Annotated in this window: 21 protein-coding genes; 7 read left to right on the forward strand and 14 right to left on the reverse strand. The window is 66.0% G+C overall.

Annotated features, from left to right (window positions below; genetic code table 11):
* The first annotated feature begins 7 nt into the window (after window positions 1-7).
* Window positions 8-559: a septation protein IspZ gene (locus HL671_RS22155; RefSeq protein ID WP_012045404.1), complete on the forward strand. Its 552-nt coding sequence runs from the start codon at window positions 8-10 to the stop codon at window positions 557-559.
* Window positions 560-672: 113 nt separating this feature from the next.
* Window positions 673-969, forward strand: coding sequence for a hypothetical protein (locus tag HL671_RS22160; RefSeq protein WP_012045405.1), 297 nt, complete (start codon window positions 673-675; stop codon window positions 967-969).
* A gap of 156 nt (window positions 970-1125) precedes the next feature.
* Here HL671_RS22160 and HL671_RS22165 read toward each other — a convergent pair whose 3' ends face one another.
* The 4 genes from HL671_RS22165 to HL671_RS22180 form a co-directional block, all read right to left on the reverse strand.
* On the reverse strand, window positions 1126-1794 hold the full coding sequence (locus tag HL671_RS22165; RefSeq protein ID WP_172238529.1) for a DUF429 domain-containing protein: 669 nt from the start codon (window positions 1792-1794) through the stop codon (window positions 1126-1128).
* Window positions 1795-1832: 38 nt separating this feature from the next.
* On the reverse strand, window positions 1833-2276 hold the full coding sequence (locus HL671_RS22170; RefSeq protein WP_012045407.1) for a MaoC family dehydratase: 444 nt from the start codon (window positions 2274-2276) through the stop codon (window positions 1833-1835).
* A gap of 28 nt (window positions 2277-2304) precedes the next feature.
* A complete protein-coding gene (locus HL671_RS22175) occupies window positions 2305-3960 on the reverse strand; it encodes a fumarate hydratase (RefSeq protein ID WP_172238532.1) in 1656 nt (551 codons plus the stop codon).
* Between the two features lie 154 nt (window positions 3961-4114).
* A complete protein-coding gene (locus tag HL671_RS22180) occupies window positions 4115-6340 on the reverse strand; it encodes a DNA/RNA non-specific endonuclease (protein WP_172238535.1) in 2226 nt (741 codons plus the stop codon).
* Window positions 6341-6615: 275 nt separating this feature from the next.
* Between HL671_RS22180 and HL671_RS22185 the strand changes: the two genes are divergently transcribed.
* Window positions 6616-7095 (forward strand): hypothetical protein, encoded by a 480-nt coding sequence (locus tag HL671_RS22185; RefSeq protein WP_012045410.1) that lies wholly within the window; start codon window positions 6616-6618, stop codon window positions 7093-7095.
* Window positions 7096-7256: 161 nt separating this feature from the next.
* Window positions 7257-7469 (forward strand): hypothetical protein, encoded by a 213-nt coding sequence (locus tag HL671_RS22190; RefSeq protein ID WP_012045411.1) that lies wholly within the window; start codon window positions 7257-7259, stop codon window positions 7467-7469.
* 161 nt (window positions 7470-7630) lie between these two features.
* Here HL671_RS22190 and HL671_RS22195 read toward each other — a convergent pair whose 3' ends face one another.
* The 10 genes from HL671_RS22195 to flgB all read right to left on the reverse strand — a co-directional run bounded on the left by HL671_RS22195 (window position 7631) and on the right by flgB (window position 16799).
* Window positions 7631-8335: a glutathione S-transferase gene (locus HL671_RS22195; protein ID WP_012045412.1), complete on the reverse strand. Its 705-nt coding sequence runs from the start codon at window positions 8333-8335 to the stop codon at window positions 7631-7633.
* A gap of 56 nt (window positions 8336-8391) precedes the next feature.
* Window positions 8392-9069: a lectin gene (locus HL671_RS22200; RefSeq protein ID WP_172238538.1), complete on the reverse strand. Its 678-nt coding sequence runs from the start codon at window positions 9067-9069 to the stop codon at window positions 8392-8394.
* 163 nt (window positions 9070-9232) lie between these two features.
* Complete coding sequence (locus HL671_RS22205) at window positions 9233-10210, reverse strand: Tim44 domain-containing protein (protein ID WP_012045414.1); 978 nt, start codon at window positions 10208-10210, stop codon at window positions 9233-9235.
* 155 nt (window positions 10211-10365) lie between these two features.
* Window positions 10366-12933: a cell cycle histidine kinase CckA gene (gene cckA / locus HL671_RS22210; protein WP_172238541.1), complete on the reverse strand. Its 2568-nt coding sequence runs from the start codon at window positions 12931-12933 to the stop codon at window positions 10366-10368.
* Between the two features lie 155 nt (window positions 12934-13088).
* A complete protein-coding gene (gene flhB / locus HL671_RS22215) occupies window positions 13089-14168 on the reverse strand; it encodes a flagellar biosynthesis protein FlhB (protein ID WP_012045416.1) in 1080 nt (359 codons plus the stop codon).
* A gap of 14 nt (window positions 14169-14182) precedes the next feature.
* Entirely contained in the window at window positions 14183-14950 is a 768-nt protein-coding gene (gene fliR, locus HL671_RS22220; protein ID WP_012045417.1) for a flagellar biosynthetic protein FliR, read from the reverse strand.
* Window positions 14951-15153: 203 nt separating this feature from the next.
* The gene (gene fliQ / locus HL671_RS22225) at window positions 15154-15417 is read right to left on the reverse strand and encodes a flagellar biosynthesis protein FliQ (protein ID WP_008965881.1); all 264 of its coding nucleotides are present in this window, start codon (window positions 15415-15417) and stop codon (window positions 15154-15156) included.
* Window positions 15418-15564: 147 nt separating this feature from the next.
* Window positions 15565-15921 carry a flagellar hook-basal body complex protein FliE gene (fliE, locus tag HL671_RS22230; protein WP_172238544.1) on the reverse strand — a complete coding sequence of 119 codons (357 nt, stop codon included), beginning with the start codon at window positions 15919-15921 and terminating at the stop codon, window positions 15565-15567.
* A 16-nt stretch (window positions 15922-15937) separates the two neighbouring features.
* The gene (gene flgC / locus HL671_RS22235) at window positions 15938-16363 is read right to left on the reverse strand and encodes a flagellar basal body rod protein FlgC (RefSeq protein ID WP_012045419.1); all 426 of its coding nucleotides are present in this window, start codon (window positions 16361-16363) and stop codon (window positions 15938-15940) included.
* 28 nt (window positions 16364-16391) lie between these two features.
* Window positions 16392-16799, reverse strand: a complete 408-nt coding sequence (gene flgB, locus HL671_RS22240) for a flagellar basal body rod protein FlgB (RefSeq protein ID WP_012045420.1) — start codon at window positions 16797-16799, stop codon at window positions 16392-16394.
* A 355-nt stretch (window positions 16800-17154) separates the two neighbouring features.
* Here flgB and HL671_RS22245 point away from each other — a divergent pair, with 355 nt between their 5' ends.
* The 3 genes from HL671_RS22245 (at window position 17155) to HL671_RS22255 (ending at window position 19892) form a co-directional block, all read left to right on the forward strand.
* A complete protein-coding gene (locus HL671_RS22245; protein WP_172238568.1) occupies window positions 17155-18198 on the forward strand; it encodes a flagellar biosynthetic protein FliO in 1044 nt (347 codons plus the stop codon).
* Window positions 18199-18242: 44 nt separating this feature from the next.
* On the forward strand, window positions 18243-18947 hold the full coding sequence (fliP, locus tag HL671_RS22250; protein ID WP_012045422.1) for a flagellar type III secretion system pore protein FliP: 705 nt from the start codon (window positions 18243-18245) through the stop codon (window positions 18945-18947).
* 69 nt (window positions 18948-19016) lie between these two features.
* The gene (locus tag HL671_RS22255) at window positions 19017-19892 is read left to right on the forward strand and encodes an alpha/beta fold hydrolase (RefSeq protein ID WP_172238547.1); all 876 of its coding nucleotides are present in this window, start codon (window positions 19017-19019) and stop codon (window positions 19890-19892) included.
* Window positions 19893-20142 lie beyond the last annotated feature (250 nt).

Below are 20142 nucleotides of genomic sequence, written 5' to 3' on the forward strand. Positions count from 1 at the left end.
GACGTGCGTGAAAGACGTGTTTGCGAAGCTGACGGCCGACTTCCTGTCTGCCGCGGTGTTCTTCATCCTGTACATCGCAACCGACGACGTCGTGCTGGCGACAGCCGCCGCGGTCGCCGTGGCTGTGGTCCAGGTGGTCTATGCCCGCGTCAGGGGCGTCAGCCTGAGTTTCATGGCCTATGCCAGCGTCGGCCTCGTGATCGTGCTCGGCGGCGTCACGCTGCTCACCAACGATCCGCGCTTCATGTTCGCCAAACCTGCGATCGGCCATTTCGCGATCGGCCTCATCATGCTCAAGCGCGGCTGGATGCTGCGCTACGTGCCGCCGATCGTCTCCGAGACCATCCCGGAATATGTCACGGCCGCCGGCTACGCCTGGGCGGCGCTGATGTTCGCGCTCGGCCTGGGCACCGTCGCCATGGCGATGCACGGCGACATCAAGCTCTGGGTGCTCTACATCACCGTGATCGCTGGCGGCGCCAAGGTCGCGGCCTTCGCGCTGCAGTTCATCGCCTTCCGCTTTGTGGTGGCCAATCGCCTGCGCGCGGCCCGCGCCTGAGGCCTCGCGATCGTCGTATTGGGCTTACGCGCAAAGATGCGCTATAGGGGCGCCCCAAGGCACCCTCGAAGGCGGCTTCGGGGCGCGGGATGGCAACGCCAGGAGAACGATCGATGGCAGTGGACGGCAACTGGAATCTGACCTTGAACACGCCGATGGGCGAGCGCAGCGCGACCCTGAGCTTGAAGAGCTCCGGCACGACGCTGACCGGCACCCAGGCCGCGGAGGGCGATTCCGCTGAGATTTTCGATGGCACCGTGAACGGCGACGACGTCGCCTGGAAGGTCTCCATCACCAGCCCGATGCCGCTGACCCTCGACTTCAAGGGCAAGGTGGCCGGCGACACCATCTCCGGCGAGATGGGCATCGGCTTCATGGGCAGCTTCCCGTTCACTGGCGCGCGGGGCTGAACCCTATTCAGTAGCCTTGTCTGTAGCCTTGGCAAAGGCGCGCTTCGCCGTCGCGATCATGTGACGGCCTCTCGCGCGCCATGCCCACCATTCGCGCGAACATCCGCCGACCGACGGTGGGCACGCAACCGACCTGCGGCGGCGAAGCAGCAGCTCTCAAAACCAGATCTGCATCGGCAGGCCATGCGCGTCGCATGGCGGATCGCCCTCCGGCACGCAGCCGGCGCAGTCGCGGGCAGCGAGTGCCACGGCACAGGCGTCGAGCACGTCGTCCGCCTTGGCGCCGGTGCCGATGCGGGCGCGGCTGACCCACTCGTCGATGTCGTGAAAACCATCCGCAAACAACAGGTCGCGCCGCAGACTGGCGCCCTCATGCGTCTTCTTCGGCGGCAGCGGCGCGCCGTGCAGGCGCAGGAACACCATTTCGGGGTGCGCCTCGCGGATGTCGAGCTCGCGATGCCCGCGCACGAAGGCGTCGACCTCCATGATCTTGCGGCCGAGATGCCAAAGCTGGCGCGAGGCGCGCGTCTGCCCGCGCCGCGAGGCCTCGGCATTGGCCTGATCGGGATCGGTGTAGTCCTCCCACAACCAGCGCCGCGCCCCGGTGAAGACGCGGGACCTATGCGGCGCGAGCCTGTCGCGCGCGAGCAGGTCGCAGGCGCGCGCGCCGTCGTCACGCATGCCGATGGGAATATCGATGGCCGCGCGCACGAAGGGCGCCGCCAGTGCCCCCGCGACGTCAGGACGGAATTCGATCGCCCGACACTCGCCGTCGATCCGGACAGCGACCCAGCCGTTGCGGAAACCATCAAGCCCGAGAAACATGCTGTCTCGATGCAGCTCGCGCTCCGCCGGCGTGCCGATCAGGCCGGACGCCGCGGTACGATCGCGATCGGATTGAAGGTATAGACGGCCTCGCCGTGCTGGTTATAGGCGGTCCATCGGATGCGCGCGATGCCCTGCGGCTTGCTTTGCGACGGTACGAGATCGACCACCTCGCCTTCGAGATGAAGCGTATCGCCGGGCCGCACCGGCTTCAGCCAGCGCAACTCGTCGACTCCGGCACCGAACAGAGGATGCGGACCGAACGGGCGGGCTTCTGCCGCGAGCCGCATCGCGATCGCCGCGGTGTGCCATCCGGAAGCGGCCAGCCCCTTGAGAATGGTCTTCTCCGCCGCCTCCTCATCCATATGAAACGGCTGCGGATCAAATTCGGCGGCAAAGCGCTTGATGTCCTCGCGCGACACCACCGCTTCACCACTCTTGAACGTCATCCCGATCGTGAGGTCATCGAACCATTCGACCATGCGGTCCTCGCATCCGTCTCGGAGAACCTCAACCCAGGTTCAGCTCCTTGAAGAAGTCGTTGCCCTTGTCGTCGATGATGATGAAGGCCGGGAAATCCACGACCTCGATGCGCCAGATCGCTTCCATGCCGAGCTCGGGATATTCCACCACCTCGACCTTCTTGATGCAGTGCTCGGCGAGGTTCGCCGCGGCGCCGCCGATCGAGCCGAGGTAGAAGCCGCCGTGCTTCTTGCAGGCCTCGCGCACCGCCGGCGCGCGGTTGCCCTTGGCGACCATCACCATCGAGCCGCCGGCAGCCTGGAATTGATCGACGAAGGAATCCATACGGCCCGCGGTGGTCGGACCGAACGCGCCGGAGGCGTAGCCATCCGGCGTCTTGGCGGGACCGGCGTAGTAGACCGGATGGTTCTTGAAGTAGTCCGGCAGCGGCTCGCCGCGATCGAGCCGCTCGCGCAGCTTGGCATGCGCGGCGTCGCGCGCCACGATCATGGTGCCGGTCAGCGACAGCCGGGTCTTGATCGGGTTCTTCGACAACGTCGCGAGGATGTCCTTCATCGGCTGGTTGAGGTCGATATTCACGACCTCGCCGCCGAGCGCCTGCTCGACCTCCGGCAGATATTGCGCCGGATGATGCTCGAGCTCCTCGAGATAGACGCCGTCCTTGGTGATCTTGCCGAGCACCTGGCGGTCGGCCGAGCAGGATACGCCGAGGCCGATCGGCAAGCTGGCGCCATGGCGCGGCATGCGGATGACGCGGACGTCATGGCAGAAATATTTGCCGCCGAACTGGGCGCCTACGCCCAGGCTCTGCGTCATCTTGTGGATTTCCTGCTCCATCTCCAGATCGCGGAACGCATTGCCATCGGCCGATCCCTGGGTCGGCAGCGCGTCGAGATAACGCGCCGACGCCAGCTTCACCGTCTTCATGCACAATTCGGCCGAGGTGCCGCCGATCACGATCGCCAGATGATAGGGCGGGCACGCCGCCGTGCCGAGCGTCAGGACCTTCTCCTTGAGGAAGGCCAGCAGGCGATCCTTGGTGAGCACCGAGGGTGTCGCCTGAAACAGGAAGCTCTTATTGGCCGAGCCGCCGCCCTTGGCCATGAACATGAATTTGTAGGCGTCCTCGCCCTCGGCGTAGATCTCGGTCTGCGCCGGCATGTTGTTGGCGGTGTTCTTCTCCTCATACATCGACAATGGCGCGACCTGCGAGTAGCGCAGATTGCGGCGCAGATAGGCGTCGCGGGCGCCTTCGCTCAACGCCGCCTCGTCGTCACCATCGGTGATGACGTTGCAGCCCTTCTTGCCCATGATGATCGCGGTGCCGGTATCCTGGCACATCGGCAGCACGCCGCCGGCGGAGATATTGGCGTTCTTCAGGAAATCAAGCGCGACGAACTTGTCGTTCGGGCTGGCCTCCGGATCCTCCAGGATGCTGCGCAGCTGCTTCAGATGACCGGGACGCAGGAAGTGGTTGATCTCGCCGAAGGCGGCCTCGGACAAGGCCCGCAGCGCCTCGCGCGACACCACGAGCATGTCGCGGCCCAGCACCTTCTCGACCCGCACGCCCTCGCTTGTGATCTTCTTGTAGGGCGTGGTGTCCGGCCCCAGCGGAAACAACGGCGTGTGCTTGTACGGCGGAACGGGCTTGGACTGGTCGGGAAAGGCGGTGGGCGCGTTCATGGCGAGCTCGTGGGGTTCTAAAAAGGGCCGCCCAAAGCGGTCTTGACAGGTCTGATATCGACCATCTTCCAGGCGCGCAACCTATGTATCGGCATGGCGGCACCGGGGCCGAACCATGCCTACTTTGGTCTGAATTGCCGGCCGCCCTGCCCGCTCAGATCACCACGTCGGCGAAGCTGCCGATCGACACCACCGGACTGCGCGCGCCCTCCATCAGGCTCTCCTGGCGGACATCGCCCATGCGGTCGTAGCTCTGAATTTTGCCGAAATCGAGCTGGGTGCGCGCGGCGAGATCGGCGATACGGAGCTGGAACGGACGGTAGGGCCCGACCACGAATTCCTCGGCCGGCAGATTGCGGATCAGGCTCTCCTGGCTCAGCACGAAGGCGACCGCGCCGGGCCGGCCATCGGCGCGCGTGAACACGATCAGCTTCCAGAACTCGCGCGGCAACAGGATGCCGCGATAGAGCTGGTCGGTAGCGCGGAACACCGGGCCGTTGAAGATCGACAGCCGCGGCGTGTCCTTCTTCGCCTGCGCCGTCACATACATTTCGAGGTTGCCCCACAGCAGCACGCCATTGTGGCTGGCGAGGCTGCTCTGGTTGAACACCGAATGCTGCGGCGAGCAGTTGGTCAGATGGAAGGTGTCGCTGTTGGCGGCGTTGGCTTCGTCCTCGTCGGCGCCCCAGGCCGCGTCCTGGCGGCGCGTCAAATGGCCGAAGTCGAGCGGGTTGTCGGCGTAGAGCTCGGGGCCCGCTTGCGCCTCGCGCGGGATGCGGCTGTCATAGTACCATTTGTCCTTGCCGTCGCGCTTGACCTGGAATTTCGCCTTTGTGTCGAGATTGACCGCGGAGACAAAGGCGAGCCTGCGCTGGGCATTCATGATGACGCTGTAGTGGAAGTAGGTCAGCTCGATGCCGCCATTGGCGAGCTTCGCCGCCGCCGCCGCTGCGGGCGGCGCAAGCCTGGGCAATGGCGCATCGAAGCCGAGAAACTTCGCATCGAACCCCGGGCGCGGCGTCGAGAACGGCTCGGGCCGCGCCTGCTCCAGCAGATCCGAGCCAGCCGGCGCCGTGAGCACTCCCGCCGGCGCGGCGATGGTGGCGCCAGCCGCCGCGCCAAGGCTGATCGTGATGTTCAGCGGCACCGTGATCGAGACCGTGCCGGCTGGCGACGCCGCCACGGGCTCAGGCGCGGGAGGCGGCGGCGATGGCGGAGGCTCGGGCGTCACTGGCGTGCTCTCCACCGGCGGGTTGGGAGGCGGCCGAACCACCTGCCCGGCGCTGATATTGACGAACTCGTCCTTGAGCTCCTTGCCGCGCGCCACGCCAGCATTGGCGATGAACTTGACCAGACGGGAGGTGCGGATGCCTTCATTGGCGATCCATTCGACGCGAGTCTGGTCGCCGTCGGACGGCACCACCTTGTTGCTGGCGTCGAGCGCCTGACCGCTGCGGTTGGTCTTGGGCACGCCCGAATGATGCAGGGCGATGACCTCCCACTGATCGTTGAAGACCGGCGAGCCCGACGAGCCCGGCTCGGTGTCGGCTTCGTAATAGGCGTATTGATCCACCGCCGAGCCGTTCTCCGGCAGGTCGATCAGCTGGTTATCGCGCACGACGACCTGTTTCAACCCGCCGCTCGGATGCTGCACGATGTTGACCGGCTGGCCGGTGATGATCTTGCCTTCGGCGCCGATCAGCGGACAGAAGCCGAAATGATCGAGCGGCGTCCCCTTGACCGAGCTCGGGGCCACCGCGACAAGCGCGAAATCGAGCCCCTTGTCATTGAGAAAGAACACGTCGGGCGTGAAGGCGAAGGTCTCGACCGCGAGCGTCTCGTCGCCCCCGAGCTGATAGTTGAATTCGGCCCTGCTGCGCCGCGCCACGTCATCATCGGTGAACACGTGATGATTGGTGATCAGCAGCCGCGGCGTGACCAGGAAACCGGTGCCGAAGGCTTCGCCCTCCGGAAAGGTCGTGACGATCCGGCACACCGCGCGGCTCGCCCGTGCACCGCGATCGAAGAACTGCACCGCGAGGAAGTCGCGCGTCTTGCCGATCACGCGCTCCACAAAACGATCGTTGATGTCGCTCGCCGTGACCTGGCCCGGTGACGGCAGGCCCTTCAACGTCGGGGCCTCGCGCCGCAACGTCTCCTGCGCGCTCGCCGGATCCGGCGCGGCGGTAGAACTCGCCAGCTCGCTCAGCAGCCTGTTGACGTGATTGACCAGCCGCTCCTTGGATTCGACCTTGGTGTATTCGCCCTTGTTGGCAGCGGTCATCCGCCTGCGGCGCGGCTCGTTGCGCGACTTGAACCGCTTGGCCGCTTCGGCGGCGATCGCGGGCACGTAATGAAGCTTGATGGGGGGAGCGGCCATGTCGCAACTCCACTGATAAATCTATAGCTGCAAACGACCTAATAAATACCTGCAGTAGAACACGTCTGGCCGGGAGTGACAAGGCCGACGAGGCTCGCGCGGCGCGCGCCGGTCGAACCGGCGGCTCCACGCGCCATGGCGGCATCGAGCCTGGCGATCGGCTGCCCTGCACGCACGGCCGGTTTGCCACACCTGTCTGTTGGCTGCCGCAGCGATCCGCCCAAGCGCTTGCATCACCGGCCCGTGCACGCTTCAATGCCGCGGGGGTATTTGGAATGCATTCATATCATTGGGCATTTGGCCGGGCCGCTGGTTTCGCCACGTTCGTTGCGCTGAGCATGGCGCTGACGTCGCAACCGGCCCGCGCGGACCGTTGCGACGACCTCGCCAAGGAATTGAAGAACGGCATCGAGGGCATCAGGATCGGCCAGACGGCGGCCGGCACGGTTTATCTGGCGCATCCCAAAGCGCGCGAGATCACGCTCGGCTGCTCATCGAAGAATTTCAGCAACCAGTTGTTCGGCAAATCCGACCGCAAGCCGACGCCGGCCTTCGTCGAGCTGATGGCGAGCGCGGCCGCGATCGTGTTCACCTTGCCCAAGGACGACATGCAGCGCGGCGTCACCCGCTGCTACCGCCGGCTCGGGATCTTCCGCGGCGACGATGTCGCAAGCCGCTACCGGCGACTCGACATGCGTTGCGCGCGAACCAAGACGGAGTCGTCGATCACGATCACACGCAGCAAGGATCAATAGGCCTGGATACGCTGATACCGCAGCCTTTCTTTACGCGTGTCAGCGCCCCATTCACTATCGTGGCCGCCGCCCACAGTTGCAGACAATTCGAACGATCCAATTGACGAAGTTTTCGCGCCCCATGCTCACGCTTGGTCCAACACCAAGCGAGGAGCTGGACCATGTCCGTTTCGAGCGTTTCGACGTCATCACCGCCGCCCTCACCGCCGCCGGTCTCGACCGAGACGAACAAGCCGCAGACCCAACAGACGCAGAGCCAAGAGACTCAGTCCTTCAAGCCCGAGAAGACCGGCGACGAAGCCGCTGCCGAGAAGCAGGCCTCCCGTCCGCCGCTTCCGCCCGGCCAGGGCACGCGCGTCGACATTCTCGCCTGACGACCCCACTCCATCAGGCCAACTTCGTATAGCGGCGGCGCGTCAAGCGTCCGCCGCTATACGTGTGGGCGTAGCGCGCTTGGCCGTCGGGGGCCTCTTTGTTCGACACCGGCGGCCACGTTCATCCTTCGCTCGATAAAGAGCGCCGCGCGCGCCCGGCTTCACGCGTCCAGCGCCTTGTAATGGCGGAAGATGCCGTCTTCGTTGAAGGCGATGCGGCGCTCGCTGGCGAGATAGGCTGATATGTTCGGTCGCGCCGCGACGCGGTCATGCAGCGCGACCAGGCCCGGGATGGAGCGCTCGAAGGCTGCCATCCGATTTGGGAACGCATAGCGCAGGCCGGCGATGATCTGGAACAGCGACAGGTCGACATAGGTTAGGCGACGACCGGTGACGTAGGCGCCACCGCTGTTGGCCAGGATCTGCTCGAAATAGCCGAGGAATTTCGGCACCCGCTCGTTCCAGAACTCGGCGGTGCGCTTCTTGGCCGGCGCGCGCTGGTCCTCGTAGTACAAGGTGGGTCCGAGCGGGTGATGGGTGTCGTGGATCTCGACGACGAAATCGGTCACCGTCAGCTGCAGCTGGTGCACCCAGAGCTGCCCTGCTTCGGCTTTCGGCGCAAGACCATGGCGGTTGCCAAGGAACAACAGGATGTTGGCGGTCTGGCCGATGACGCGGCGGCCGGCCTTGAGGAACGGCGGCGCGAAGGGCGGCGTGTCGCTGTCCGCCTGCAGCATCGTCGTCATCGCGGCGATGCCCTCCTCGCGCGCGACGTCGCGATAGGCTGCGCCGGCCTCCTCCAGCGCGAGCCGCACATATTCGCCGCGGCCCTGGATCATCGGCCAGTAATACAGCTCGTAGCGCATGGGCCATCCTCGATCTGATGCGCCCATACGTGTTGCGACGGAGAGGACGCGGGTTGTTAGTTCGCCGCAAAGCAGTATAGCAGCCCGTCGCCGCCGGTGCTCTTGAGATCGGCCTGGGAACAGCCGCCATCGGGGCCGCGCGAGGGATGCGACGCGTTCCAGGACTTCGACGGCTCGTCGTCGCGCAGCCCGATGCGATCGGAATGGCCGACCATGGCCGCACCGGTTGTCGCGCTGGTCCAGTTGCGGCAGGTACGGTCCTCGCCGGGGGCGAAGGCGGTTCCATCGGCCTGAGAGCCGGTCAGCACATCGTGGCGGTTCGGCGTATCGCCGCGGCCGTTGATGACCTCGCCTTTCTCGCTCAGCGCAGTCTGCTTGGTGAGATTGTTCGACCCGCTGTGCAGCTCGGCGACGTCCTTGGCGATGACGACGCCCTTGGCGTTCTGCCACGGGCCTTTGCCGATGCGGTCGCGCGCGTTCACCGCCGGCTGGCCGTCGGCGGCCTGCGTCGACAGATAAGCGCGCCAGGTCTTGGCACCGGCACCCGCGACCTGCGCCAGGGTCTGGCAGTGCCTGTCGGCACCAGCAAGGCCGCCGAGATTGCCGCCTTGGCCGGGGCCGTTGCTGGTGAGGAAGAAGCTCATGTCCGCGCCGTCAGCCGACGCAGTCGCGATCAGGCCGGGTGCGACGGCGAGCAGCGCGCTGCCGATCAGGATGCTGCGGATCGATCTCATGGTGTCCTCCCTGGTGGACGTGATGCCGGCGCATCGCTTGGGCGCGATGTCGTTCGCGTCTTCAGGAACCCATGACACGCTGGAATATTCCGCGCCGGGCGCACACGCAAAAGCGCCGCGGATGGCTCCGCGGCGCTTGATGATGATCGTCCGACCTTTCGGCTCAGCTGACCTGCTGGATCGCCGACAGCTGCCAGTCGGCGCCGGGATGGCGCAGGAAGGTCCAGATCTCCGTGACCTCCTGCGGCTGGTCGGAGCCCTCGACCACGCGGCCCGAGGCGCGCTCGGTGGTCTTGTCGGCCAGGGTGAAGCGCATCGCGACCGTCGCATAGTCGGCGCCGTTCTCGCGCCAGGCCTCGGCGAGGTCGCCCTGCAACAGCTTGACGCCAGAGACCTTGTTGACCACGCCGCGGGCCTGGTTCTGCTCGAGATCACGCTCGAAATACGAGGCCATCTCGGGCGTCGACAACAGCCGCAGGCGGCCGACATCTTCATTCGACCAAGCCTGCTGGATCTCGCCGAGCAGGCGCTCGAACGCCTCATAGTCGGCCGGCTGGATCTGCAGCGGCGGCTGGTTGCTGCCACCGCCGAAGCCACCGAAGCCGCCGAGACCGCTGCCAAGCCCGCTCAGGCCTGACCGGAAGCTCTGCTGTCCGTCGGCCGGCGACGGGCCAGCGGCGTAAGCCGGCTGGTTACGGCGCTGCCACCAGGCCATCGCCATCCGCACCAGGAACACCACCAGCACGATCTGCAGGATCAGGCCGAGGATCGAGGCGAAGCCGCCGAGCCCCGAGAACAGGCCGCCGCCGAACAGCATGCCGAACAGGCCGGCGCCGAGGAAGCCCGCGGCGAGACCGCCGAGCATGCCGCCGAATCGACCGCCGAACAGGCCGCCACGCGCGGGCGCAGCCGTGTTGAAGCCGCCCGGCTGACCCGGCTGGGTGATGGTGCGATTGAATTGTGACGCCGATCCGGGCGCCGTCGTGGTCGGAGGCGGCGCGGAAAAGGTACGCGTGCCGCGGGAGCCCGAGCTGGAGCCGCCGCCGATCCGGGCGTCAGCTGCCGAGACGGCGAGCACCGTCGGCAGCGCGATTGAAAGGGCCACGGCCATCGCCTTGAGGAGGCCGCTTTTGCGCTGCATGAAGCTCATCTTTGTTTCCCATGACTCCCCGGAATGGGGATGCCCGTAAGATGGGCACTGCGGGCCAAAAAGAAAGGCGGCACGAGGCCGCGCGGCTGCGGCGCTGGGTCGCGGCTTGAATGCCCTCGACCGCCTTGTCCGACCCTTCCCCTAACCTATTGCGGCGCCATCGTTTCCTTCACCGCCGCGACCAGTTGGCTGAGCGTGAAGGGCTTCGGCAGGAACGCGAATTGCTGGTTCTCCGGCAGGCTCTTCTCGAACGCGTCCTCGGCATAGCCCGAGACGAAGATGATCTTGATGTCGGGATTCTTCTCACGCATCACCTTCAGCAGCGTCGGCCCATCCATCTCCGGCATCACCACGTCGGACACCACGAGATCGAGCGCGCCGTTGCATTCCTCCAGCGCCTCCATCGCCTCGATGCCATTGGAGGCCTCGATGACGCTGTAGCCGCGCGAGCGCAGGCCGCGCGCATTCAGCGCCCTCAGGCCCTCCTCGTCCTCGACCAGCAGGATCGTGCCCTGCCCGGTCAGATCGGTCCGCGGCTTCGGCGCCTCGGCGGCAGGCGCTTCCTTGGCGGCGCCATTGCTGGCCTGCGGCTCGGCCGGGACCTCCGCCACCACGTGATGGCGCGGCAGGAAGATCTGGAACGTGGTGCCCTTGCCGACCTCGCTGTCGACATAGATGAAGCCGCCGGTCTGCTTGATGATGCCGTAGACGGTCGACAGGCCGAGGCCGGTTCCCTTGCCGACCTCCTTGGTCGAGAAGAACGGCTCGAAGATCTTCTCGCGGATCTCGGCCGGAATGCCGGTGCCGGTATCGCTGATCTCGATGCGGACATAGTCGGCGACCGGCATGCCTTTATAGGCGCCCTGCGCCGCCTCGTCCGCCGACACATTGGCGGTGCGAACCGAGAGCTTGCCGCCGTCCGGCATGGCGTCGCGGGCATTGACCGCGAGGTTCACGACCACCTGCTCGAACTGCGAGACGTCGACCTTGACCGGCCACAGATCGCGGCCATGCACCAGGTCGAGCTTGACCTTCTCGCCGATCAGCCGGCGCAACAGCATCGTCAGATCGGACAGCGCGTCACCGAGATCCAGCACCTGCGGCCGCAAGGTCTGGCGGCGGGAGAAAGCGAGCAACTGCCGCACCAGGGTGGCGGCGCGGGTCGCATTCTGCTTGATCTGCATAATGTCCTGGAACGACGGGTCGGTCGGCTTATGCGCGTTCAGCAGGAAATCGTTGGCCATCATGATGGCCGAGAGCACGTTGTTGAAGTCGTGGGCGATGCCGCCGGCGAGCTGGCCGACCATCTCCATCTTCTGCGACTGGTTGATCTGGTTCTCCAGCGCGCGGCGCTCGGTGGTCTCGAGCATGTAGACGATCGCGGCTTCGGTCTCGCGCTCGTCCTCCTCGACGGCGGTGACGAAGAACTGGCCGAACCGCTCCTTGGCGCCGTCCAGCATCACCTCGACCGGCGGAATGTCGGCCTGCCCTTCCGCCGCCTGATTGATCGCGGCGATCAACAGGTGCCGGTCGCGCTGGCTGACGGTGCGGAAGATCGACTTCGCCGCCGCCGCATCGCCGCTGACGCTCTGCGCCAGCTTGGCGTAGCGCGCATTGGCCCTGACGACCGCGCCGCCGCGGTCGACGGTCGCGATGGCCATCGGCGTGTGGTCGAAGAAGCGCATGAAGCGCACCTCGGCGGCGCGCTCCGGATCGGAACGCTCGTCGCGGGCGCGGCTGATGACCAGGGTGCGCGAGGCACCCGGCTTGCCGTCGGCGCCGAAGGCGAGCTTGTGATAAAGCCGCGCCGGCATGGTTTTGCCGCTGCGCATCTTCAGGTCGATGTCGAATACCTCGGTCCGAACCTCGCCCGGCACCGCCACGATCGATGTCAGCAATGACGCGCCGTCACCGGAGACCACGTCCGACAGCTTCAGGCCTCCCGACGCGATCTCGGCAAGGTCGTAATCCAGCCAGTTGGCAAGGGTCGCGTTGACATAGACGAGGCTGCCCTCCGGACTGACGGAGAAGAAGCCGCAGGGCGCATGGTCGAGATATTCGATCGCATGCTGCAGCTCCTGGAAGACGTCCTCCTGGCGCTCGCGATCCCGGGTGATGTCGGCGATCGACCACACCGCATATCGCGCATAGCGCTTGGTCTGGCTCAGCGGCCGGACGCGCATCCGCAGCCAGCGGGCCTGGCCGCCCTCTGCAGCGGTGATGCGCACCTCTTCCTGCTGCCGCTTGCCCTCGCGCGCGGCCTTGAGCAGGCGGAACACGGCCTCGGAGACGTCGGGATTGCCGATGAACACGCGCTCGACCGGACGCGCCTCCTGCGCGCTCGCCGCCCCTGTCATGGCGAGATAGGCGGCGTTGGCATAGACCACGTGGCCGCGCGGATCGGTGACCGCCAGCCCGTCAAAGGCGTGGTCGGCGATCGCGCCCATCACCGGATCGTCGGTCGTCTTGTCGGCGAAGCGGACGATCCCCGCGGCGAAAGCGAACAGATTGAACAGGCCCACGGTGGCCAGCAGCGACAGCAGGCCTAGAATATAGGGCTGCGCCTGGGCGCGGCCGATCGTCATCAGCGCGATCGCCACGGCGACCAGGCCGAACGCGACGAGCAGGATCAAGAGAATGCTGCCGCTGCGGCGCGGCCGCTCCGGCAGGTTCACCTGGTCCTGTAACGCATCGTTGTCTGGTTCGGCGCTCATGGCAAAAGGACGCGACCTGTCGGCTGGGAGCCTCGGTCGATCCGGGCGGCCCCCGCTTCCACCTGCCTGAATCGACGGGTCAAGCGCAAGCCCGTCAAGCCGATATTCCATGATTTATCCGTATTTTGCGGCTGGATCTCGAACCGAATCGACGGTCATCGCGGATGCCCCGAGAGAGTGCGCCGCAGTCCCATCACATAGCTGATGATCTCCGCGACCGCGTGATAATGTTCCACCGGGATCTCGGCATCGATCTCAACGGTGGCATACAGCGCGCGCGCCAGCGGAACATTCTCGACGATCGGGATGTCGTGCGCCTTGGCGATCTCCCGGATCTTGAAGGCGATATTGTCGACGCCCTTGGCGACGCAGACCGGCGCCGACATGCCGCGCTCATAGGCCAGTGCGACTGAATAGTGGGTCGGGTTGGTGATGATCACGGAGGCCTTGGGAACCGCCGCCATCATGCGCTTCTTCATGCGCTGCTGGCGAATCTGGCGGATGCGCCCCTTGACGTGCGGATCGCCTTCCGACTGCTTGAACTCCTCCTTCATCTCCTGCACCGACATCTTCTGGCGCTCGTACCATTGCCGGTACTGGAACAGGTAGTCGCCGATCGCGACCAGCGCGAGCAGCGCGACCACCGAGCCCATCAGATGCTTGGTCAGCGAGATGGTGACGCCGAGCAATTCGCTGACGTCCATATGCAGCAGCGATTCGAGGCGCAGCCGCTCCGGCCACAGGATCATGACCATGACCGTGCCGAGCAGGACGAGCTTGAAGATGCCTTTGGCGAAATTGGCCGCGGCCTGCTTGCCGAACAGCCGCTTGGCCCCGGCCAGCGGCGAGATCTTGCCGAAGTTCGGCTTCAGCGGCTCGCCGGACCAGACCAGGCGATGCTGCATCATGTTGCCCGCGATCGCCGCCAGCATCACCATCAGGATCGGCACGCCGATGGCCGCGATCACAGCGAAGGACAGGCTGCGCGCCAGCGCCAGCAGGCCCGCACCGTCGGTATGGATCATCCATGAATTGGCGATGAGGTTGCGCATCGGCACCAGCACCGCGGTGCCGATCGAGCCGGAGAAGGTCGACATCACCAAGGTCGCGGCGGCGATCACGAACCAGGTGTTCAGCTCCTGGCTCTTGACGACATCGCCGCGCTCGAGCGCCTGGTCGAGGCGTTTTTGCGTCGGGTCTTCTGTTTTGTCCTCGGAATCGTCCTCATCGGCCATCGGTCAGGCACTCCTCACCGCGGCATCATCTCGTGAATGACGCCTTCGAAATAGCCGAGAAACGTGCCCATCATCGCGGCCAGAACCAGACCGAAGATGAGGAATCCGATCAGAATCGAGAGCGGCGCGCCGACGAAATAGACCTGCATCTGCGGCATCAGCCGCGCCAGCACCCCGAGCCCGATATTGAAGACGAGGCCGAACACCAGGAACGGCGCCGACAGTTGCAGCCCGATCTTGAAGGCGGCGGCGAACGCCCGGGTCGCCAGCGAGGCGACGTCGCCGCTCGGGATGACCTCCCCCGGCGCGAAGATCTTGTAGCTGTCGCTGAGCGCCGCGATCACCAGATGATGGCTGTCGGTCGAGAACAGCAGCGTCACGCCCAGCATGGTGAGGAAGTTGCCGATCAGCACGCCCTGCTGACCCTGTGTCGGATCGACCGCGGTGACGAAGCCCAGCCCCATCTGCTGCGCGATCACGGAGCCGGCGACCTGCAGCGCCGACAGCGTCACCCGCGCGGTCGCGCCGAGCACGATCCCGATCACGATCTCGTGCACCATCATCACCAGCAGCGGTGACAGGGCCTGCAGGTCGACCTGATAGGCTTGGCGATGCAGCGGCAGCACGATCATCGTGAGCAGCAGCGCGGTCGCCAGCTTGATGCGGACCGGGATATTGACCTCGCCCAGCCCCGGCAGGAGCATCACCATCGCGCCGATGCGCGCGAAGGCGAGCATGAACACGGCCGCCAGGGTCGGAAGAAACGAGATGTCGATACGCATCGTCGGCCGCCCCGGCCCGGACCGCCGCAGGCTGCTGCAGCTCGCCGGTCTGCGAAGAAATCGCCTGCGACGAGGCGACCAGAGAGGCGCCGAGCACAACGGCCGCTCGCGCCCGATCGAAAGCAGCAGCGCCCCCCGCGCCGCGCGTCACGACCGGTCGCAGCGCCCTTGCAAGGGACAGCTCTGCCGCGCCGCACATTGCCTCATCCGCCGATGATTCGCGACGAGATCCGCATCATGTGCGAATGCAGCGCATCGGCCATGAACGGCAGGGCCAGCAGCAGCGTCACGAAGATCGCGATGATCTTCGGCACGAACACCAGCGTCTGCTCCTGGATCTGCGTCAGCGCCTGGAACAGCGACACGACCACGCCCACCACGAGTCCGACCACCATCAGCGGCGACGACACCAGCACGATGGTCCAGATCGCATCGCGCGCCACGTCGAGCGTTTCAGCCCCGGTCATGTCCCAACCGCCCCTCATCGTCAGCGGGCGCTTTGGCGCCCTCGGATTGCGTGGGGCTCCGGCACATCCGGCCCCTCCGTGTCATGTCAACTGATAGAACGTGACGCGCCCCCTCGCGCGCCATCGGCCTGCACGATCCGAGCGAGCTCAGATCGTCATCTTCATCACGTCTTCATAGGCCTGGATCACGCGGTCGCGCACCGAGACCAGGGTCGACACCGCGACGTCGGTCTCGGCGACCGCCGTGACGACATCCATCACATTCGCCTTGCCCGCCGCCATCGCGACGGCCTGGCTGTCGGACTTGCGGCCGGTTTCCATGACGCTGCCGATCGCATCCTTCAGCACCGCGCTGAACGACGGACCGCCCTTGTCGGTGCCATTGCCATTGCCCAGCACATCGCGCACGCGTGCAAGGCTGCCGAAGGCATTGCTCGAACCGCCGGTGTCCAGCACGCGGGCGGAATTTGCATAGGCGTTCGCTGCGGAAATTGGGGAGGCCATGACGTTCGTTCCTATCCTAGGTCTTGAGAATGTCGAGCGTGCGTTGGATCATCCGGCGCGTGGCACCGATGATGTTCAAATTCGCTTCGTAGGACCGCTGTGCGTCGCGCATGTCGGTCATTTCAACGAGCGGATTGACGTTCGGGTACTTGACATTGCCGGACGCATCCGCGGCCGGGTTACTCGGATCGTATTTGACGCGGAACGAAGACTGATCAGGGACGACTTTGCCAAGAGTGACCACCTTGGCATCCAGCGCCCGGTCGAGCGCCGAAGAGAATGTCGGGACCTTGCGGCGATACGGGTCGCCACCGGCTTTGGCGGCTGTCGAATCGGCATTGGCGATGTTCTCGGAAATCACGCGCATCCTCCCCGCCTGCGCGCGCAGGCCGGAGGTTGCGATGCTCATCGAGCGTACAAAGTCGCTGGTATCATTGGCCATGCGAGTCGGTCTCCATCCTCAATCGGGCTCAGCCCTTGCCGATCGCCGTCTTCAGCAGACGCAGGCTCTTGCCGTAGAGCGAGGTCGCAGCGGCATAGTCCATCTGGTTGGCGGAGACCTTCAGCATCTCCTCTTCGAGGCTGACCGCATTGCCGGCCGGCCGCGTCAGGAATCCGACCTTGCGGTTCTGGTCGAAGCTCGCGCTCTCGCCCGACGCCGGCGCGATATGCGCCGTGCTGGTGCGCGCCAGCGAGAGCGGCGCGAAGCCGCCGACGGCCTGCCCGGTTGCATCGAATTTCGGTTCAACCAGGTCCTTCGGCTTGAAGTTCGGCGTATCGGAATTCGACACGTTCTCGGCCAGCACGCGCTGGCGCTCCTGGTGCCATTGCATCTTGGTACGCAACGCCGACAGCACGGGCAGATCGTTGATGGACATGGCGCTGCTCAGTTCTGTCCGACTATCGGACGGATTCGGTAGGTAGAAATTGCCGTGCATATGGTTAACGAACAGTTAAAAAGCGGTGCGCTGCACCCCGGGAGAAACCCGGGTTTTTGACGCTTTCTTAGGAATCTGCAGGGCTCGCCGCCGAGCTATGCATCAAATCGGGACGGCAGCCCCGGCCAAGAAGTCGTTTTGGCCCCGCCGATTCATGGGCTATTAAGATGTCGGGCGGCAGTTCCTGCCGTCATGCGTTAACAGGTGGTTCCGGTTCTGAAGCTCCGTTCGCTGCCGGCGATGCGTTGGACAGACGAGAGACTTCGAAAGGACGCGGTATTTGCCGGGGACAGAGATGCAGGCGCTGACGTTCTTTTTTGCATTCGTAGCCGTGCTGGCGCTGATCGGCCTGGCCGCTTGGCTGGTTCGTCGATTCGCCGGGAATCGCCTGGGAACCAACCCGAATCGCGGCCGGATGCCCCGTCTCGCCGTGATCGACGCCGCCGCTGTGGATGGCCGCCGCCGCCTGGTGCTGGTGCGCCGTGATAACATAGAGCATCTTCTGATGATCGGCGGACCGACCGACATCGTGGTCGAATCGAACATTGTGCGTGCGATGCCGGCGCGGGAGCAGCTGCCGCAGCGCCCTGGCCTCAGCGCCGAGCCGCAGGCCGCGCGGATCGCTCCGCTCCCGGAGCCCGCTCCATGGCCCGATGCTGAGCCGAAGAGCGAGCCGGTCGAGTTGCCCGAGCCGCAGATGCCGGAGCTGCCGCCGCGCCCGGCCCGGCCATCCTTCATCGACGAGGTCCGCCGCACCGCCCCGGCCGCGGCCGAACGGCGCGAGCCGGCGGCGTTTGCGCCGGAGCCGCCGCCACTCGCCCGTCGCGGCGAGCCGCGGGCGGAGCCACGCCCTGAGCCGCGTTCGGAGGAGACGCGCGTTGAGCCGCGTCCCGAGCGTCTGCCGCGCAGTGAGGCGCCGCGTGAGCCGTTGATCCCGCGTCCGCTGCGGCCGGCCGAGTCGCCGCAGCAGAGCGAGGCAGCACGTCAGCCGGAGGCACCGGCGAAGCTACCGCCGCTTCGGCGTCCGATGCGGCCCGAGCCGCCCGCAGCGCCGCCGGCCCCGGCTCCCGCCCCGGTCGCCCAGATGCCCGCCGCGCCTCCGCCGCCCCCGCCAGCGCCGCCACCGTCGCAGCAGAGCGCCGAAGCCAACCTCGCGGAGATGGCACAACGTCTCGAGGCCGCTTTGCGGCGTCCCTCCGCCGATGCGCCGGCCGAAGGCACGCCGATGCGCCAGGCGGCGCGCGCCGAGCCGGCGCCGACACCGCCGGCCAAGACGAGCTTTGAGAATCTGGAAGACGAGATGGCCTCGCTGCTCGGCCGTCCGAAGTCGTCTCAGTGAGAGGCGGCTTCGCCCCGCGTAGAGTTCTTTTCATTGCAGTCCTGATGGCCGCCGGCGCACTGGCGGGGAGCGCGGCTGCGCAGGACATCAGCATCAATCTTGGGCCGGGCAATGGCGGCGTGACCGAACGCGCGGTCCAGCTGATCGCGCTGCTCACGGTCCTGTCGATCGCACCGTCGATCCTGATCATGATGACGTCGTTCACGCGCATCGTCGTGGTGCTATCGCTGCTGCGCACCGCGATGGGGACCGCGACGGCGCCGCCGAACGCGGTGATCATCGCGCTTGCGATGTTCCTGACCGCCTTCGTCATGGGACCGGTGCTGCAGAAATCCTATGACGACGGCGTCCGACCGCTGATCGAGAACCAGATCGGCGTCGAGGACGCGCTGCAGCGCGCCTCGGTGCCGCTGCGCGGCTTCATGCAGAAGAACGTGCGCGAGAAGGACCTCAAGCTGTTCATGGATCTCTCGGGCGAGGCGCCGCCGGCGACGCCCGACGAGCTGTCGCTGCGCATCCTGGTGCCCGCCTTCATGATCTCGGAGCTCAAACGCGCCTTCGAGATCGGCTTCCTGTTATTCCTGCCGTTCCTGATCATCGACCTCGTGGTCGCCTCCGTGCTGATGTCGATGGGCATGATGATGCTGCCGCCGGTGGTGGTGTCACTGCCGTTCAAGCTGATCTTCTTCGTGCTGGTGGACGGCTGGTCGCTGGTGGCCGGGAGCCTGGTGCAGAGCTACGGCGGGTAGACCGCGGCGCGCCGCTATCGTCGCCCCCCAGGATCGCGTAGCCTATCCCGACACCTCCGGGAGGCCTACATGCGCGTTCTCGTCAATGGCGTCAGGCTGTACTTCGACGTCGAGGGGGCCGCGCTCGTCCCCGACGGTCCGGCGATGCGGCAGAAGCCGACGGTGCTGCTGCTGCATGGCGGCCCCGGATTCGACCACACCAGCTACAAGCCCGCCTACTCCGCGCTCACCGACATTGCCCAACTCGTCTATCTCGACCACCGCGGCAACGGCCGCAGCGAGGACGGGCCGCAGGAGCTCTGGACACTCTCCCAATGGGGCGACGACGTCAAAGCGTTCTGCGACATCGTCGGCATCGTCGATCCGATCGTGCTCGGCGTCTCGTTCGGCGGCTTCGTCGCGATGTCCTATGCGACCCGGCATCCGGAGCACCCGGCCAAGCTGATCCTGATCTCGACCGAGGCCAAGGGCCAGTCCTACCTCGAACAGCGCGTGGCGCTGTTCGAGAGTTTGGGCGGACCGGAGGTCGGCGCGCTGGCGCGGCGCCGCTTCCTCGAAACGGGCGGACACAAGGATCAGGCGTCGGTCGAGGCGTGGCAGCGCCTCGCGCTGCCGCTTTACACCCGCAAGGGGCACGATCCCGACATGATGGCCCGCGCCCTGCGCCGGCCCGCGGTGCTGCAATGGTTCACCCGGCCGGGCGGCGAGGTGACGTCGTTCGACCTCGTGCCCGATCTTCATCGCATCAGCTGCCCGACGCTGGTGATGGGCGGGGAGGACGATCCGATGACGCCGATCGCGTGCCAGGTCGACATCGCCGCCGCGCTGCGTCCCGACCTCGTGCGCTTCGAACGCTTCGCCGATTGCGGACATGGCGTCGTGTCCGATCAGCCGGAGCGCGCATTCGCCGTGATCCGCGACTTCATCCTTGGCACTCACGGCTGAGCGGCTCCGGTCGAGACCGACGCGCCGCGCCTCCATTTCTGCGTCACAATTTCTGCATCACAACCACCCGCGGTCAGCACGCCTTCATTGAATCAGCAGCGCGTCGCATCGCTGAGCGTGAAAGCTCGGCATTCCCCCCACAAAAGAAAAAGTCTCCGGACTGGGAGGCCGGAGACGAAGGTGAGTGGTTCGGAAAGATGATGCGAAGACACTAGGGCGTGGACTCATAAACCCTGGTCCAGAGGCGGGT

Origin of the sequence: Bradyrhizobium denitrificans, from assembly GCF_013179005.1 — a bacterium.
In the GTDB taxonomy this organism is placed as follows: Bacteria; Pseudomonadota; Alphaproteobacteria; order Rhizobiales; family Xanthobacteraceae; genus Bradyrhizobium; species Bradyrhizobium denitrificans.

What these genes read in the sequence shown, in the direction of transcription:
- HL671_RS22160 (WP_012045405.1), top strand. Translation starts at nt 673, where the DNA reads ATGGCAGTGGACGGCAACTGGAATCTGACCTTGAACACGCCGATGGGC.
- HL671_RS22165 (WP_172238529.1), bottom strand. Translation starts at nt 1,794, where the DNA reads ATGTTTCTCGGGCTTGATGGTTTCCGCAACGGCTGGGTCGCTGTCCGG.
- HL671_RS22170 (WP_012045407.1), bottom strand. Translation starts at nt 2,276, where the DNA reads ATGGTCGAATGGTTCGATGACCTCACGATCGGGATGACGTTCAAGAGT.
- HL671_RS22175 (WP_172238532.1), bottom strand. Translation starts at nt 3,960, where the DNA reads ATGAACGCGCCCACCGCCTTTCCCGACCAGTCCAAGCCCGTTCCGCCG.
- HL671_RS22180 (WP_172238535.1), bottom strand. Translation starts at nt 6,340, where the DNA reads ATGGCCGCTCCCCCCATCAAGCTTCATTACGTGCCCGCGATCGCCGCC.
- HL671_RS22185 (WP_012045410.1), top strand. Translation starts at nt 6,616, where the DNA reads ATGCATTCATATCATTGGGCATTTGGCCGGGCCGCTGGTTTCGCCACG.
- HL671_RS22190 (WP_012045411.1), top strand. Translation starts at nt 7,257, where the DNA reads ATGTCCGTTTCGAGCGTTTCGACGTCATCACCGCCGCCCTCACCGCCG.
- HL671_RS22195 (WP_012045412.1), bottom strand. Translation starts at nt 8,335, where the DNA reads ATGCGCTACGAGCTGTATTACTGGCCGATGATCCAGGGCCGCGGCGAA.
- HL671_RS22200 (WP_172238538.1), bottom strand. Translation starts at nt 9,069, where the DNA reads ATGAGATCGATCCGCAGCATCCTGATCGGCAGCGCGCTGCTCGCCGTC.
- HL671_RS22205 (WP_012045414.1), bottom strand. Translation starts at nt 10,210, where the DNA reads ATGCAGCGCAAAAGCGGCCTCCTCAAGGCGATGGCCGTGGCCCTTTCA.
- cckA (WP_172238541.1), bottom strand. Translation starts at nt 12,933, where the DNA reads ATGAGCGCCGAACCAGACAACGATGCGTTACAGGACCAGGTGAACCTG.
- flhB (WP_012045416.1), bottom strand. Translation starts at nt 14,168, where the DNA reads ATGGCCGATGAGGACGATTCCGAGGACAAAACAGAAGACCCGACGCAA.
- fliR (WP_012045417.1), bottom strand. Translation starts at nt 14,950, where the DNA reads ATGCGTATCGACATCTCGTTTCTTCCGACCCTGGCGGCCGTGTTCATG.
- fliQ (WP_008965881.1), bottom strand. Translation starts at nt 15,417, where the DNA reads ATGACCGGGGCTGAAACGCTCGACGTGGCGCGCGATGCGATCTGGACC.
- fliE (WP_172238544.1), bottom strand. Translation starts at nt 15,921, where the DNA reads ATGGCCTCCCCAATTTCCGCAGCGAACGCCTATGCAAATTCCGCCCGC.
- flgC (WP_012045419.1), bottom strand. Translation starts at nt 16,363, where the DNA reads ATGGCCAATGATACCAGCGACTTTGTACGCTCGATGAGCATCGCAACC.
- flgB (WP_012045420.1), bottom strand. Translation starts at nt 16,799, where the DNA reads ATGTCCATCAACGATCTGCCCGTGCTGTCGGCGTTGCGTACCAAGATG.
- HL671_RS22245 (WP_172238568.1), top strand. Translation starts at nt 17,155, where the DNA reads ATGCAGGCGCTGACGTTCTTTTTTGCATTCGTAGCCGTGCTGGCGCTG.
- fliP (WP_012045422.1), top strand. Translation starts at nt 18,243, where the DNA reads ATGGCCGCCGGCGCACTGGCGGGGAGCGCGGCTGCGCAGGACATCAGC.
- HL671_RS22255 (WP_172238547.1), top strand. Translation starts at nt 19,017, where the DNA reads ATGCGCGTTCTCGTCAATGGCGTCAGGCTGTACTTCGACGTCGAGGGG.